Below are 14,353 nucleotides of genomic sequence, written 5' to 3' on the forward strand. Positions count from 1 at the left end.
CGCTGGGGTTCGGGGGGGGAGGAGGGAGGGCTCGGGGCTGGGGTCCGGGACGGCTCGCCCCTGGGTGCCAGGGGTGCCTCGCTGCGATCTGCCGCCCCCAGCTGTGGGCAGTTGGTCTGCCCAGAGAGCGATGAGGGAAGCGTGGGCACCACCCACTCCGGCAGCGCCGTCAGGCCTGGCTCGTCGCGAGGATTGCCTCGGTCACCTCGTCCGGGCGGGCCCGCATCAAGAGGTGGCCCGCCGGGGCCAGGGCGCGGTAGGTCGCCCCCAGCGTCGCGGCCAAGGCGCGTTGGCGGGTCAGCCAGGGGTCGGACCAGGGCGTCCGGGAGGTCGACGCCGCGAGGACCGTCACCGGGGCCCCGGCGGGCAGTCGTGTCCCGCGCCGCAGCACCGCGAGTTCGTGCGCCACGTCGGCGTACGTCGCGTACTCAAGGAGCCCCGCACGCCACACCCGACTCGTGCCGTAGAGCGAGCGCAGCTCCCGTGGGGCGGGGCGCCCCGCAAGCCACCGCGCGGGCGGGCCCAGCACGAGCGGCACCCCGGCCGCGCCGAGCACCGCCCCGCAGGCCCGGGCGGCAGCCACCCGCGCGGCCCGGCAGGGAACGGCCCGCGCAGGCTCCTCCACGCTGGAGTCGACCAGCACCACCCCGGCCGTCCGCCGAGGACGGAGCCGTGCGAACGCCTCCACGTGGAACCCGGCGAGCGAGTGCCCCACGACGGTCACCGCCGCCCCGCCGAGCCCCACCGCGTCAAGGACGAGCCCGATCCGCTCGGCCTCCCCCGCCAGCGTGGGCGCCCCCCGCGCGGGCCCGCTGAGCCCGAGCCCGGGCCGGTCGAAGCGGACGACGGTGCGGGACGGGGCGAGGAGCGCCACCACGGGGTCCCACTCCCGCCAGGCGAGGCCGAGCCCCGCGCTGAGCACGCACACGGGCCCGTCCCCGGTCACGTCCACGTGGTGCGGCACTCCTCCGATCCGTACGAAGAAGCCCCTGGACGGCTTCGCCGCCCTCACCCCCGTGGCCCGGATCGCCGTACCAGCCACGCCACCACCACCAGCCACACCGCGATCGTGAGCAACTGGAGGCGCTGCGCGACCCCGAGCCCCCAGGTTCCCTGACCGGCGTCGAACGCGGCGACGGCCGCCAGCGTCCACACGGTGGCGGCCAGTTCGACGCCGAGCAGGAGGGTGAGGAGCCCGCCCGCGCGGACCCCGGCGCGCGCCCCGACCCTGCGTACCACCACCGTGAGCAGCACCATCCCCACCAGCGCCCCCGCCACCGCGACACTGCTGCTGACGGCGTGCGCGGAGTGCGCCGTCGGCACGAGCCCGGCCCGCTCCCGGGCCGCGCAGGCCGCGTCCGCGGTGGGCGCGCAGCTCAGCGGGAGCCGCGAGTCGGCCGCGGTGGCCGCGCCGAAGACCGCGACGCCGGCCCACCCGAGGGCGGTCAGGCGGGCGAGGCCGCGCGAGAGCCCGGCGGGCCGGACGCGCCGCAGCGGCGCGAGGACCGCACCGGCGCACACCAGCACGCCCGCCCCGAAGTCCAGGGAGCGGAAGAACGTCCCGTACGGCTGGTCCTCTGCGGCGAGTTCACTGACGTACGACCGCAGCGGCGAGAGCCCGGTCGGCAGGAACGCTTCGAGGGCCCAGGTGGTGTAGGCGAGGGCGCCGACCGCGAGGAGGACCGCGACGGCCGTGCGGGCGCCGCGGCGGGCTCCGGCGGCGGGGCGCTCGGGAGACACAGGGGGACAAAGGCTAGTCCGTGGCGTTCGTGCGCTGGTGGTCAGGGTGAATCCACTCCGGTCTGCGGTACTTGAGGAAGGCGGCGGGCGCGACGACGCCGAGCGCGAGGAGCCCGCCGCCGACGATGAGCAGATAGCGCCACAGGGGCGCGTTCCCGAACTGGTCGGGCGGTACGAAGCCGATGCCGAGCGCGCAGGCCGAGGCGACGAAGCCGACCCCTGCGACCAGCGTCACGGCGGGCACCACGAAGCCGCGCCGCACGTGCGGCTGGGTGGCGCGCAGCCGCACCACGGCCACGAACATCAGCAGATAGGCGATGAGGTAGATCTGCACGGTGATGACGGAGAACATCCAGTACGCGCTGGACACGTCGTCACTGAACGCGTAGAGGACGCCGATGAGGGTGGTCACGACCCCTTGCGCGACCATGATGTTGAGCGGGACGCCGTGCCGGTTGAACTTCTGCAGGAACGGCGGCAGATACCCCTCCTGCCGGGCCAGCGTCACCAGCCCCTTGGCGGGTCCGGCCAGCCACGTGAGCATCCCGCCGAGTGCCGCGAGCACCAGCATGACGCCGACGACCTTGGTCATCCAGCCGACGTGGAAGTGGTCGAAGAACGCCTGGAAGGCCTGCATCAGACCGGCCGTGAGGCTGAGTTCGGAGGCCGGCATGACCCAGCTGATGGCCAGGGCCGGAAGGATGAAGATCAGCAGGACGAGCCCGGTGGCCAGGAAGACCGAGCGCGGGTACTCGGCGCGCGGGTGCCGCAGCGAGGAGACGTGCACGCCGTTCATCTCCATGCCCGCGTACGACAGGAAGTTGTTGACGATGAGGACGAGGCTGGCCAGGCCCGTCCACGGCGGCAGCCAGTGGTCGGCGCTCATCGGCGCCTCGGAGGCGTTGCCCTGCCCCAGGAAGACGATGCCGAGCGCGACGAGGACGACACCGGGCACCAGCGTGCCGATCACCAGGCCGAGCGAGGAGAGGCCCGCGACGGTCTTCGTGCCGCGCGAGGTCACCCACACCCCGGTCCAGTAGATGACGACGATGACGATGGCCACGTAGAGGCCGTCCTCGGCGAGGCTCGGGTGCACGACGTACGCGAACGTGGAGGCGACGTACGCGAGCAGGCTCGGGTAGTACGCGATGGTCATCGCGAACTGGCACCACACCGCGACGAACCCCAGCGGCTTGCCCAGGGCCTCGCTGACCCAGCGGTAGATGCCGCCGGTCCAGCCGGAGGCCAGCTCGGCGCCGACGAGGGCGGTGGGCAGCAGGAAGACCAGGGCGGGCAGCAGATAGAGGAAGACCGCGGCGAGGCCGTACAGGGCCATCGACGGGGACGGGCGCAGGCTGGCCACCGACGCGGTGGTCATGAGGGCGAGCGTCAGCCAGGAGATGAACTGCCGCTTGGTCCCGGTGTCGGCGCCCGGGTCCGAGGCGAGCGCGGCCACCTCCTCCGCCGCCGCGGCCCCGGGTGTCGCCCCGTTCTGACCGGGTCTGTCCGTGGTCGTCATGGGCCCATGATCGTCGGAGGATGCCGGGGCCGCATGTCACCCGATACCCAGGAGGGGTAGGCTCCGGGCCGTGACCCCGAAGAGTCCGACGACGCGCGCGAGCCGGCTCGCCCTGCTCCTCGCGCTGCTCTTCGGCATCGTGGCGATGCATTCGCTGGGTCATCCCCGGGAGCACGGGGCGAGCGCCGAACGGGCTACCGCGGGCGGGCACGCGGGGGTGATGGCGGGCGGTGGGCACGCGCGCGTGGAGAGCGGTGGTGAGCACGCGCGCGGGGCGAGCGGGGGCGGGCACGCCCGCGGGGCGATGGGCTCGACGGCCGTGCATCCAACGGCCGTGAGCCCGATGACCGCGAGCTCGACGACGGTGAGCCCGACGGCCGAGAACCCGACGGCGGTGAGTCACGCGGCCACGGGCCCGAGCGCCATCGGCCCGGAAGGCATCGGCCCGGAGGTCAAGGGATCGAAGGGCAAGGGATCGAAGGCCATCGACCCGGCGGCAGGCGGCCCGGCCGGCGGGCACGACTCCGGCATGGACCCCCTCTCCGTCTGCCTGGCCGTCCTCGGCGCCGCCCTCACCCTCGCCCTGCTGCACGCGGCGGTCCGCCACCGGCCGTGGGGCGCCCCCGTGCACGTACCCGGCCTCGCCCGGCTCCTCGACGCCCTGCGGCCGAATCCCCCGCCACCCCGCGCCCTCCTCACCCGTCTCGCCGTGCTGCGCGTATAGGCCGCCGCACCGGCTGTTTCGCGCCGCCCGCACGCCCCGGAGACGGAAAGGGAACCTCCGGGCGGTGAGCGGTGTACCAGAAGCAGCAGACGCGCCCTTCTGCACGCACCACACAGACGAGGTGTTCACCAACCATGCGCACACCCATCTCACGCACCCCCCAGTCATCGGGCACGCCCCAGCCTTCGGGCACGCCCCGTTCTTCGGGCACGCCCCGTTCTTCGGGCACGCCCCGCATCCCTGACGCCTCGCGCCGGACGCTGCTCGGCGCCGCGATCGCCGCCGTCGGCACGGGACTTGTGACGGCCTGTTCAGGCGACGGCTCCCACTCCGGGCACGGGGGCGGCGGCCAGGGCGGCCCTTCCGCGCCCCCGAAGGGCTATGTGACGCCCACCGGCCGGGAGGTCGCCGCCGCGGAGCGCAGGCGCCCCGGCGGCGGCAGGGTCCGGAAGCTGCGACTCACGGCCGCTCCGGCCACGCTCGACCTGGGCGGCCCCACGGTGCGCACGTGGGCGTACGGCGAGGACCTGCCCGGCAAGGAGGTCCGCGTCACCGCGGGCGACACCCTCGCCCTCACCCTCGCCAACCACCTCCCCGAGCCCACCACCCTGCACTGGCACGGCCTCGCCCTGCGCAACGACATGGACGGCGTCCCCGCCCTCACCCAGCGAGAGATCCGCCCCGGCGCCGACTTCACGTACCGCTTCAAGGTCCCGCACCCGGGGACGTACTGGTTCCACCCCCACGCGGGCACCCAGCAGGACCGGGGGCTCTACGCACCCCTGATCGTCGACGACCCCAAGGAGCCCCTGGAGTACGACAAGGAGTGGGTCGTCGTCCTGGACGACTGGGTCGACGGGGTGGACGGCTCCACGCCGGACGCCGTCCTGAAGGAGCTGCGGGCCGGGATGGACCACGGCGGGAGCGGCGGCGGGGGCGGGGGCGGGCACGACATGTCCCACATGTCGATGACGCGGCCCCGGTCCAAGGACACCGCAGAGCCGAGCGGCCCGGCCGGGCCCTCCCGGATGATGATGGGCGCCAAGAGCGACATCCTCGGGCCGGACGCGGGCGACGTGGCCTACCCCCACTACGTGCTCAACGGCCGCACCCCCGAGTCCCCCACGACCTTCCGCGCCCGCCCCGGCGACCGCGTCCGCATCCGTCTGATCAACGCGGGCGGCGACACGGCCTTCCGGGTGGCGCTCGGCGGCCATGAGCTGACGGTGACGCACACGGACGGCTTCCCGGTGCGGCCCAAGAAGGCCGACGCGCTGCTCATCGGCATGGGCGAGCGGTACGACGTCCTGGTCACCGTCAAGGACGGCGTGTTCCCGCTGACGGCAGTGGCCGAGGGCAAGAAGGCGGCGGCCCGGGCGCTGCTCCGCACGGGCGGGGGCGCGCCGCCGCCCGCGTCGGCGCGCCCCAAGGAGCTGACGGGCCGGGTGCTCCTGGCCGACCGGCTCACGGCCGACGACTCCGTGGCCCTGGACGACCGCGAGCCGGACCGCACGGTCAGGATCCGGCTGACGGGCGGCATGGCGAAGTACGACTGGGCCTTCGACGGGAAGCCCTACTCCCCCGCCGGTCGGCACCCGGTCCGCGCCGGGGAGCGCGTCCGGATCGCGTTCACCAACGGCACCACGATGTGGCACCCGCTCCATCTGCACGGCCACACGTTCGCCCTGGCGGGCGCCCCCGGACGCCCCCGCAAGGACACGGCGGTCGTGCTGCCGAACGGCACGCTGACGGTGGACTTCGACGCGGACAACCCCGGCCTGTGGATGATCCACTGCCACAACGTCTACCACGCGGAGGCGGGGATGATGACGGTGCTCGGCTACCGCTCCTGAGGGTGCCGGGGCACCGGCACCGACGGCGGTCGGCACGGGAGCCGACCGCTCCCCGGGGTGCGGGTCACGGCCCCCGCACCCCGGGCGCGCCCCCGGCAGCCGCCTGGGTGCGCCCCCGCGCCCACCCGGCGCCGGGGCGCATCCGGCCGCCGTGTCCCACGCCCCACGTGGGCCGCCCCACACCCGTCCACCGGGGGCATCGCGTCGCTTTGACGATTAGACTGGGCGACGTGCCTCAACTACGCCTCGCCCTGAATCAGATCGACTCGACCGTCGGCGATCTCTCCCAGAACGCCGAGGCGATCGTCCACTGGACCCGGCACTCCGCCGAGCAGGGAGCGCACCTGGCCGCGTTCCCCGAGATGGCGCTGACCGGCTACCCCGTGGAGGACCTCGCCCTGCGCGCGTCCTTCGTCGACGCCTCCCGCCGGGAGCTGCGCGCCCTCGCGGCCCGCCTCCACGACGAGGGCCTCGGCGAACTCCCCGTGGTGGTCGGCTACCTGGACCGCACGGAGGAGGCCAAGCCGCGCTACGGCCAGCCCGCCGGAGCCCCCCGCAACGCGGGCGCGGTGCTGCACCGCGGCGAGGTGGCGCTGACCTTCTCCAAGCACCACCTCCCCAACTACGGCGTCTTCGACGAGTTCCGGTACTTCGTGCCGGGCGAGACCCTGCCCGTCGTCCGCGTGCACGGCGTCGACGTGGCGCTCGCGATCTGTGAGGACCTCTGGCAGGACGGCGGCCGCGTCCCGGCGACGCGCACGGCGGGGGCGGGACTGCTGCTGTCCATCAACGCCTCGCCGTACGAGCAGAACAAGGACGACGAGCGCCTGGAGCTGGTGCGCAAGCGCGCGCAGGAGGCGGGCTGCACGACCGCGTACCTCGCGATGATGGGCGGCCAGGACGAGCTGGTCTTCGACGGGGACTCCATCGTCGTGGACAAGGACGGCGAAGTCGTCGCGCGGGCGCCGCAGTTCGCGCAGGGGTGCGTGGTCCTCGACCTGGAGCTGCCCGCCGCCGGGCCGGTGCCGGAGGGCGTCGTCGACGACGGCCTGCGCGTCGAGCACGTCACGCTGTCCGCGGAGCCGCTGCCCGCGTACGAGGCGGAGTTCGACGGCGGGTACGCGGACCGGCTCGACGACGACGAGGAGACGTACTCGGCGCTCGTCGTGGGGCTGCGGGCGTACGTCACCAAGAACGGATTCCGCTCCGTGCTCATCGGGCTCTCCGGAGGCATCGACTCCGCGCTGACGGCGGCGATCGCGTGCGACGCGCTCGGGGCGGAGCACGTGCATGGGGTCGCGATGCCGTCGCGGTACTCGTCCGAGCACTCCGTCGGTGACGCCGAGGAGTTGGCGCGGCGTACGGGGCTGAATCTGCGCAACGTCCCCATCGCGCCGATGTTCGACGCCTACATGGAGTCCCTCGGCCTCACCGGGCTCGCCGAGGAGAACCTGCAGTCGCGGCTGCGCGGGACCATGCTCATGGCGCTCTCCAACCAGGAGGGGCACATCGTGCTCGCGCCCGGCAACAAGTCCGAGCTGGCCGTGGGGTATTCGACGCTGTACGGCGACTCGGTCGGGGCGTACGGGCCCATCAAGGACGTCTACAAGACCGCTGTCTTCCGCTTGGCGCGGTGGCGCAACGAGGCGGCCCGCTCGCGCGGGCAGACGCCGCCGATCCCCGAGAACTCCATCAGCAAGCCGCCCAGCGCGGAGCTTCGGCCCGACCAGGTGGACACCGACTCGCTGCCCGACTATCCCGTGCTCGACGGGATCCTCGAACTGTACGTCGACCGGGATCAGGGGGCCGATGAGATCGTCGCCGCCGGGTTCGACGCGGAGCTCGTCGCGAAGACGCTTCGCATGGTGGACACAGCCGAGTACAAGCGGCGGCAGTACCCGCCCGGCACCAAGATCTCCCCCAAGGGCTTCGGCAAGGACCGGCGGCTGCCGATCACCAACCACTGGCGCGAGACGGCTTGACCGGGGTCCCTGCCGGGGGCTCCCCGATCCCGCCCCTTCCCGGCTGTGTCGATGTGCGGCTCCGCCGCGCGGGGGGCTGCGCCCCTGGACCCCGGGGGTGGATGTTCCCTTCGGGCGGGACGGGGGCACCGCCGATCGGGGGTGCCCCGGGCCTGGTTACGGGTGGGGCGCGTCGGCCGGGGCCGAGGGGACGTGCTCGGCCACCAGACGCCCCGAGGCCCCCGGCCCGACCTCGCGGCCGCGGTCGACCGCGTACGCCACGGACGCCACCCCGATGCCGAAGACGGCAAGCGCCGCCCCGGCCACGGCGGGGGACGTGACGCCGAAGCCCGCGGCGAGGGCGAGCCCACCGATCCAGGCACCACCGGCGTTGGCGAGGTTGAAGGCGGCCTGGTTGGCGGAGGAGGCGAGGGACGGCGCGGCGGCGGCCTTCTCCATGACCATCAACTGCAGGGGCGACCCCGTCGTGAACGCGGCCATCCCGAGCAGCGTCACGCCCACAGCCGCACTCCACTCGGCCCGCATGAGGACGGGGAAGAGGAGCAGGACGAGGACGAGCGCGCCGAGCCCGCCGAAGAGGGTGCCGCGCAGGGAGTGGTCGGCGAGCCGCCCGCCGAGCAGGTTGCCCGCGGTCGCGCCGACGCCGAAGAGGGCGAGCAGCAGCGTGACGCTGGCCTCGGCGAACCCGGCGGAGTCGGTGAGCATCGGGGTGACGTAGCTGTAGGCGGCGAAGAGGGCGCCGAAGCCCGCGACGGTCGTACCGAGGGCGAGCCAGACGGGCAGCGAGCCGAGGGCGCGCAGCTCCCCGCGGAGCCCGGCGTTCTCGCCGTGGCCGTGGTCGGCGGGTACGAGGAGCGCGAGCGCGGCGATGGCGGCGAGCCCGATGGCGCTGACGGCGAGGAAGGTGGCGCGCCACCCGAGCTGCTGCCCCATGAGGGTGGCGACGGGCACGCCGACGACGTTGGCGACGGTGAGCCCGAGGAACATCAGGGAGACGGAGCGGGCCTTGCGCTCGGGCCCGACGAGCCCGGTGGCGACGACCGCGCCGACGCCGAAGAACGCGCCGTGCGGAAGGCCGCTCACGAAGCGGGCCACCATCAGCCAGTGGTAGTCGGGCGCGGCGGCGGACACCGCGTTGCCGACGACGAAGAGGGCCATCAGGCCGATGAGGACGCGCCGCCGGGGCAGCTTCGCGGTGACGGCGGCGAGCAGCGGGGCGCCGATGACGACGCCGAGGGCGTACGCGGAGACGAGGTGCCCGGCGGTGGGGATGGATATGTGCAGGTCGTCCGCGACGTTGGGCAGCAGGCCCATCATCACGAACTCGGTGGTGCCGATGCCGAAGGCGCCCACGGCGAGGGCGAGCAGGGCCAGGGGCATGAGGGACGTACCTTCCGGGGGACGGGGGCGCGAGACGGCGGACGTACGGAATCCGGATCCGTACCACCGACGGATCCGTACCACCGCTCGACACGAAGCCGAATCCGTAAGTTTACCGTCGAAACAAAGGCTCCCGGCCCGAGTATTCCGCGAGGTTAAGGGCGGATGACGGTCAGAGGTCGACGCTCGCGGCCACCGGCAGGTGGTCGCTGCCCGTCTCCGGCAGGGTCCAGGAGGACACCGGCTCGACACCCTTGACCAGGATCTGGTCGATGCGGGCCATCGGGAACGAGGCGGGCCAGCTGAAGCCGAACCCGTCGCCCGCGGCGCCCTGCGTGGAGCGCAGCTGAGAGGTGACGGCGTTCAGGGCGCGGTCGTTCATGGTGCCGTTCAGGTCGCCGAGCAGCACGACCTTGCCGAGCCGCTCGTCGGAGATGGCCTCGCCGAGCGCGTCGGCGCTGTCGTCGCGCTGCCCGGCCGTGAAGCCCGCGTCGAGCTTGACCCGCACCGACGGCAGGTGCGCCACGTACACCGCGACCTGCCCCTTGGGCGTGTCGACGGTGGTGCGCATCGCGCGCGTCCAGCCGAGCTTGATGTCGACGGGCTTGGTCCCGGTCAGCGGGTACTTGCTCCAGACGCCGACGGTGCCCTGCACCGAGTGGTACTTGTACGTGCCGGCGAGCGCCTTCTCGTACGTGGGCACGGCGGCGGCGGTGAGTTCCTCCAGGGCGACGACGTCCGCGCCGGACGCGGCGACGTCGCGGGCGGTGCCGGACGGGTCGGGGTTGTCGGCGTTCACGTTGTGCGTGGCGACGGTCAGGTCGCCGCCGCCGCCGGACTTGTCGGTGATGAGCCCGCCGAAGGCGCTGAACCAGACGGCCACCGGCAGCACGAGCGCGATCAGGGCCGTCGCGGACTTGCGGACGACGGCGATGACGAGCAGGACCGGGACGAACACACCGAGCCAGGGCAGGAAGGTCTCGGTGAGGCTGCCGAGGTTGCCGACGCCGTTGGGGATCTGGGCGTGCAGCAGCATCACGAGACCGATGAGGACCGCGATCCCCGCCGTGATCAGCCCGCGCCGCCAGATGCCGGGGTCGCCCCGCCATCCGTCGGCCAGGCGCCGCAGTCCGGAGGTCCGGCGCTCGGGCTCCGAGCCGCCGCTGTCCGTCTCCGCCTTGTACGCCTGCGCCATACTCTCGTCGCCTCACTGACTGCCGTGCACACCGTCTCCCCGCCCCTGCACCCTAGGCGATGATCGCGTGTCTCCTCCGCCGTCCGGGGACGGCCGTACGGGCACGAGGACGACCGGACGGGCTCGCAAGGTTCCGGATGTGTGCGCGAGGCACGGCCTCTGTGACGAAACGCGCACATCGTCCATGGGGCGTGGCGCAGGCGGCCGACGGGGGCAAGGGGCGGACGGCCGCGGCGAGGGTGGCGAACGCCACGCGCGCGGCCGAGCGTTCACTTCGCGGGCCGCAGTCCTTCGAGGACCAGGTCGACGATGCGCACCGGCAGGTCCTCGTCCAGCGGGGCGTCGGGGCGCAGCACGCTGCGTACGAGCATGGGGCCGACGAACAGTTCGTTGGCGAGCACGATGTCGACGTCCGCGCGGAGTTCGCCGGTCTCCACGCCGCGGCGCAGCACCTCGAAGGAGACGCGGCGCTGCGGGTCGATGACCGTCTTGTGGTAGGCCTCCCACAGTTTCGGCAGGCTCTTCATCTGCGCGAAGACGTTGTGCAGGATCGCGGACGAGCGCATGGTGAGGCCGCGGCGGCGGATGTGTTCGACGAGGGCGACGAGGTCGTCGCGCATGGAGGTGCCGGGGAGTTCGGCGGGGGGCTCCTCCAGGGTGCGCAGGACGTCGACGAACATCTCCTCCTTGCCGCTCCAGCGGCGGTAGATGGTGGCCTTGCCCACCCCCGCGGTGCGGGCGACGCGCTCGATGGACAGCTCCGCGAGGGGGACGCCGTCCTCGATGAGCTTGATGACGCCCTCGATGATCGCGCGTTCCACGGCCTCGCTCCGGGGACGGCCTCTGGCGCCTGCGCCCTTGGCGGTGTCGCCCTCGGCCTTGCCGGTGCGGCCCTGCTCCACGATGTTCGACTCCTCTGCGGTCTGCGTCCCCCGCATTGTCCCTGGTCCCCGTCGCGGGACCAGGGGCACCGTCGTCCTCACGATGCCGTCGGCCCGGGGCCGCGCCCTCAGTGGTCGGCGCCCACCCGGTCGGGGGCGGGAGCGTCCGACGAGGGCACCGCTTCCTCGGGCGGCTTGCCCGGCAGGTACAGGGAGACGACGAGCACGCCCACCAGGGCGACCCCCGCGCCGCACAGCGCGGTGATGTGCATGGCGTGCAGGAACGAGTCGTTGGCCGCGGAGACCAGGGCCTCACCCCGCCCGCCGAGCCGCCCGGCCACCCCGAGCGTCGCCTCGATGGACTCGCCCGCGGTGTGCCGCGCCCCGGGCGGCAGCACCTTCAGCTCGTCCTCGACGCCGCCGCGGTAGGCCGCGGAGAGGACGGACCCGAGGACGGCGATGCCGAGCGCCCCGCCGACCTGCCGGAAGGTGTTGCTGAGGGCGGACGCGGAGCCCGCCTTCTCGCGGGGCAGCGCCTGCATGATGACGACGCTGGTGGGCGTCATGATGTGCGCCATGCCCGCGCCCATGAAGAAGAAGATGACCTCCATGACCCAGATGGGCGTGTCCGCGTCGAGGAGGGTGAAGGCGACCAGCGTGAGAGTGATCACCGCGAGACCACCGGCGCAGACGGCCCGCACCCCGAAGCGGTCGACGACGAGCCGGGCGCGCGGCGCGAAGATCAGCTGGGCGACGGCGAGCGGCAGCATGAGCAGGCCGGTCTCCAGCGGCGAGTACCCGCGCACGCTCTGGGTGTAGAAGACGGCGAAGAACGTGACGCCCATCAGCGCGAAGAAGACGAGCGCGATGGCGGTGATGGCCGCGGAGAAGACGCGGTTCTTGAAGTACGAGATGTCGATGGACGGGTGGTCGCTGCGCTTCTCGTACCAGACGAAGCCGACGAGCACGGCCAGGCCCGCGAGGATCGTGGCGAGGGCCTCGGGGTCGGTGAAGTCGGCGAGCTGGCCGCCCTTGATGATGCCGTAGACGAGCAGCACCAGGCCGATGACGGAGAGCACGACGCCGACGAGGTCGATGCGGCCCGGCTTCGGGTCCTTGGAGTCGGGGACGAGCACGATCATCAGGCCGATGGCGACGATCACGATCGGCACGTTGATGAGGAAGACCGAGCCCCACCAGAAGTGGTCGAGGAGGACGCCGCCGGTGATGGGCCCGATCGCGACGGCGAGGCCGACGCCCGCGGCCCAGATGCCGATGGCCTTGGGCTGCTCCTCGCGCTCGAAGACATGCATGAGGACGGCGAGGGTCGCGGGCATCACGAAGGCGGCGCCGAGCCCCATCAGGCCGCGGAAGCCGATGAGTTCGGCGGGCGAGCCGGACTGGGCGGCGAGCGCGGAGCCGATGCCGAAGACGGCGAGCCCGGCGAGCAGCACCTTCTTGCGGCCGAGGCGGTCGCCGAGCAGGCCCGCGGTGAAGAGCAGTCCGGCGAAGACGAGCGTGTAGGAGTTGATGGCCCACTCGAGCTCGCCCTGGGTGGCGCCGAGGCCGGTGGGCTCGGGGGTCGAGATCGTCTTGATGGCGACGTTCAGGATCGAGTTGTCCAGGACGACGATGAGCAGGCTGAGCATGAGGACGCCGAGGATCGCCCAGCGACGGCGGTGCACCGCCTCCGGTATCCGGGGCGCGTCGGGGACGGCAGGTGTGGTCATGCGCTCCACCCTAGGCCAATTTCGATACGAGACCGTCTCGTATTGGAAAGGCTTTACGCGCTCTTTTCCGGTCCATCATGTGGAATCTTTCCGTCCACCCCCCGGAACCAAGGCCTCCGCGCCCCAGGAAACCGCCGCGTCCACAGCCGGGCCGGAATTGGCCGAAACAACACCCCCTAGCCTCCGGGCGGCACGCGATGCCACCATGGACGTGATCCGGGGACGCCGTCAGGGCGCCTCGAGACGACAGAAGGAGCCGTTGCGATGACGCAGCTTTCGGCTGCCCAGAGCCCCGCCCCCAAGGAGCGGACGTCCGACAGCAGCAAGGCGCTGTACGGCGGCAAGGGCACGCGCCGCATCACCGTCCGCGACATCACCGCCGCCAAGGAGCGCGGCGAGAAGTGGCCCATGCTCACCGCGTACGACGCGATGACCGCGTCCGTCTTCGACGAGGCCGGGATCCCGGTCATGCTCGTCGGCGACTCGGCGGGCAACTGCCACCTGGGGTACGAGACGACCGTGCCCGTGACCCTCGACGAGATGGCCGTCCTGTCCGCGGCCGTGGTCCGCGGCACGAGCCGCGCCCTGATCGTCGCCGACCTGCCCTTCGGTTCGTACCAGGAGGGCCCCGTCCAGGCGCTCAGGTCCGCCACGCGCCTGGTCAAGGAGGCCGGTGTGGGCGCGGTGAAGCTGGAGGGCGGTGAGCGCTCGCTGGCCCAGACCGAGCTGCTCGTCAGCTCCGGCATCCCCGTCATGTCCCACCTGGGCCTGACCCCGCAGTCCGTGAACACCATGGGCTACCGCGTCCAGGGCCGCGGCGAGGAGGCGGCCCAGCAACTGCTGCGGGACGCCAAGTCGGCCGAGGCCGCGGGCGCCTTCGCGGTGGTGCTCGAACTCGTACCGGCCGAGCTCGCCGCCGAGGTCACCCGGTCGCTGCACATCCCGACCGTGGGCATCGGCGCGGGCTCCGACTGCGACGCCCAGGTCCTGGTGTGGACCGACATGCTGGGCCTGACCGGAGGCAAGATGCCGCGCTTCGTGAAGCAGTACGCGGACCTGCGCGGCGTGATGGGCGACGCCGCGAAGGCGTTCGCCGAGGACGTGGTGGGCGGCGCGTTCCCGGCCGCGGAGCACGCGGTCCACTGACGCCCTGGCCCCGGCTCCCGGCACGACGTGCCCCGGGAGCCGCGGCCGACGGAACCATCGCGGCACCAACGGCAGCCCGCCGACCGTCCCCCGTCGGCGGGCTGCCCGCCTCCTCCCGGCCTGTCCGGGTAGCTACCGTCGATATCGCGCCACCGCGCCTGGCGGGCAGCTCGCACCGCTTCGCGGCGGTTCCTCCGCACCCG

11 protein-coding genes are annotated in these 14,353 nt (G+C 73.0%); 4 read left to right on the forward strand and 7 right to left on the reverse strand.

The genetic code is table 11. The annotated features are described in order from the left end of the window. Positions 1 to 169: 169 nt before the first annotated feature. From ACZ6BG_RS02635 to ACZ6BG_RS02645, 3 genes are read right to left on the reverse strand one after another with little or no spacing between them, the layout of a single operon-like run. The gene (locus ACZ6BG_RS02635) at positions 170 to 952 is read right to left on the reverse strand and encodes an alpha/beta fold hydrolase (RefSeq protein ID WP_468995908.1); all 783 of its coding nucleotides are present in this window, start codon (positions 950 to 952) and stop codon (positions 170 to 172) included. Positions 953 to 1,008: 56 nt separating this feature from the next. Next, entirely contained in the window at positions 1,009 to 1,740 is a 732-nt protein-coding gene (locus tag ACZ6BG_RS02640; protein ID WP_468995911.1) for a DUF998 domain-containing protein, read from the reverse strand. A gap of 13 nt (positions 1,741 to 1,753) precedes the next feature. After that, positions 1,754 to 3,259, reverse strand: a complete 1,506-nt coding sequence (locus tag ACZ6BG_RS02645; RefSeq protein WP_468995915.1) for an APC family permease — start codon at positions 3,257 to 3,259, stop codon at positions 1,754 to 1,756. Between the two features lie 70 nt (positions 3,260 to 3,329). Between ACZ6BG_RS02645 and ACZ6BG_RS02650 the strand changes: the two genes are divergently transcribed. From ACZ6BG_RS02650 to ACZ6BG_RS02660, 3 genes are all read left to right on the forward strand, one after another. Then, on the forward strand, positions 3,330 to 3,983 hold the full coding sequence (locus tag ACZ6BG_RS02650) for a hypothetical protein (RefSeq protein ID WP_468995920.1): 654 nt from the start codon (positions 3,330 to 3,332) through the stop codon (positions 3,981 to 3,983). Positions 3,984 to 4,117: 134 nt separating this feature from the next. Then, positions 4,118 to 5,836 carry a multicopper oxidase family protein gene (locus ACZ6BG_RS02655; RefSeq protein WP_468995923.1) on the forward strand — a complete coding sequence of 573 codons (1,719 nt, stop codon included), beginning with the start codon at positions 4,118 to 4,120 and terminating at the stop codon, positions 5,834 to 5,836. Positions 5,837 to 6,066: 230 nt separating this feature from the next. Then, positions 6,067 to 7,818 carry an NAD+ synthase gene (locus tag ACZ6BG_RS02660; RefSeq protein ID WP_468995927.1) on the forward strand — a complete coding sequence of 584 codons (1,752 nt, stop codon included), beginning with the start codon at positions 6,067 to 6,069 and terminating at the stop codon, positions 7,816 to 7,818. Positions 7,819 to 7,974: 156 nt separating this feature from the next. Here ACZ6BG_RS02660 and ACZ6BG_RS02665 read toward each other — a convergent pair whose 3' ends face one another. The 4 genes from ACZ6BG_RS02665 to ACZ6BG_RS02680 all read right to left on the reverse strand — a co-directional run bounded on the left by ACZ6BG_RS02665 (position 7,975) and on the right by ACZ6BG_RS02680 (position 13,004). Further along, a complete protein-coding gene (locus ACZ6BG_RS02665) occupies positions 7,975 to 9,198 on the reverse strand; it encodes an MFS transporter (protein ID WP_468995934.1) in 1,224 nt (407 codons plus the stop codon). A gap of 172 nt (positions 9,199 to 9,370) precedes the next feature. Then, the gene (locus tag ACZ6BG_RS02670) at positions 9,371 to 10,393 is read right to left on the reverse strand and encodes an endonuclease/exonuclease/phosphatase family protein (RefSeq protein ID WP_468995941.1); all 1,023 of its coding nucleotides are present in this window, start codon (positions 10,391 to 10,393) and stop codon (positions 9,371 to 9,373) included. A gap of 269 nt (positions 10,394 to 10,662) precedes the next feature. Then, positions 10,663 to 11,331 (reverse strand): TetR/AcrR family transcriptional regulator, encoded by a 669-nt coding sequence (locus tag ACZ6BG_RS02675; protein WP_468995944.1) that lies wholly within the window; start codon positions 11,329 to 11,331, stop codon positions 10,663 to 10,665. A 71-nt stretch (positions 11,332 to 11,402) separates the two neighbouring features. Then, a complete protein-coding gene (locus ACZ6BG_RS02680) occupies positions 11,403 to 13,004 on the reverse strand; it encodes an MFS transporter (RefSeq protein WP_468995947.1) in 1,602 nt (533 codons plus the stop codon). A 264-nt stretch (positions 13,005 to 13,268) separates the two neighbouring features. Here ACZ6BG_RS02680 and panB point away from each other — a divergent pair, with 264 nt between their 5' ends. Then, positions 13,269 to 14,150, forward strand: a complete 882-nt coding sequence (panB, locus tag ACZ6BG_RS02685) for a 3-methyl-2-oxobutanoate hydroxymethyltransferase (RefSeq protein ID WP_468995950.1) — start codon at positions 13,269 to 13,271, stop codon at positions 14,148 to 14,150. The last annotated feature ends 203 nt before the right edge of the window (positions 14,151 to 14,353 follow it).

This window comes from Streptomyces sp. NPDC041205, from assembly GCF_055591765.1.

Bases quoted from the DNA above. Each gene is read 5' to 3' on its own strand.
- ACZ6BG_RS02665 (WP_468995934.1), bottom strand. From the start codon at position 9,198: ATGCCCCTGGCCCTGCTCGCCCTCGCCGTGGGCGCCTTCGGCATCGGC.
- panB (WP_468995950.1), top strand. From the start codon at position 13,269: ATGACGCAGCTTTCGGCTGCCCAGAGCCCCGCCCCCAAGGAGCGGACG.
- ACZ6BG_RS02675 (WP_468995944.1), bottom strand. From the start codon at position 11,331: ATGCGGGGGACGCAGACCGCAGAGGAGTCGAACATCGTGGAGCAGGGC.
- ACZ6BG_RS02670 (WP_468995941.1), bottom strand. From the start codon at position 10,393: ATGGCGCAGGCGTACAAGGCGGAGACGGACAGCGGCGGCTCGGAGCCC.
- ACZ6BG_RS02645 (WP_468995915.1), bottom strand. From the start codon at position 3,259: ATGACGACCACGGACAGACCCGGTCAGAACGGGGCGACACCCGGGGCC.
- ACZ6BG_RS02655 (WP_468995923.1), top strand. From the start codon at position 4,118: ATGCGCACACCCATCTCACGCACCCCCCAGTCATCGGGCACGCCCCAG.
- ACZ6BG_RS02680 (WP_468995947.1), bottom strand. From the start codon at position 13,004: ATGACCACACCTGCCGTCCCCGACGCGCCCCGGATACCGGAGGCGGTG.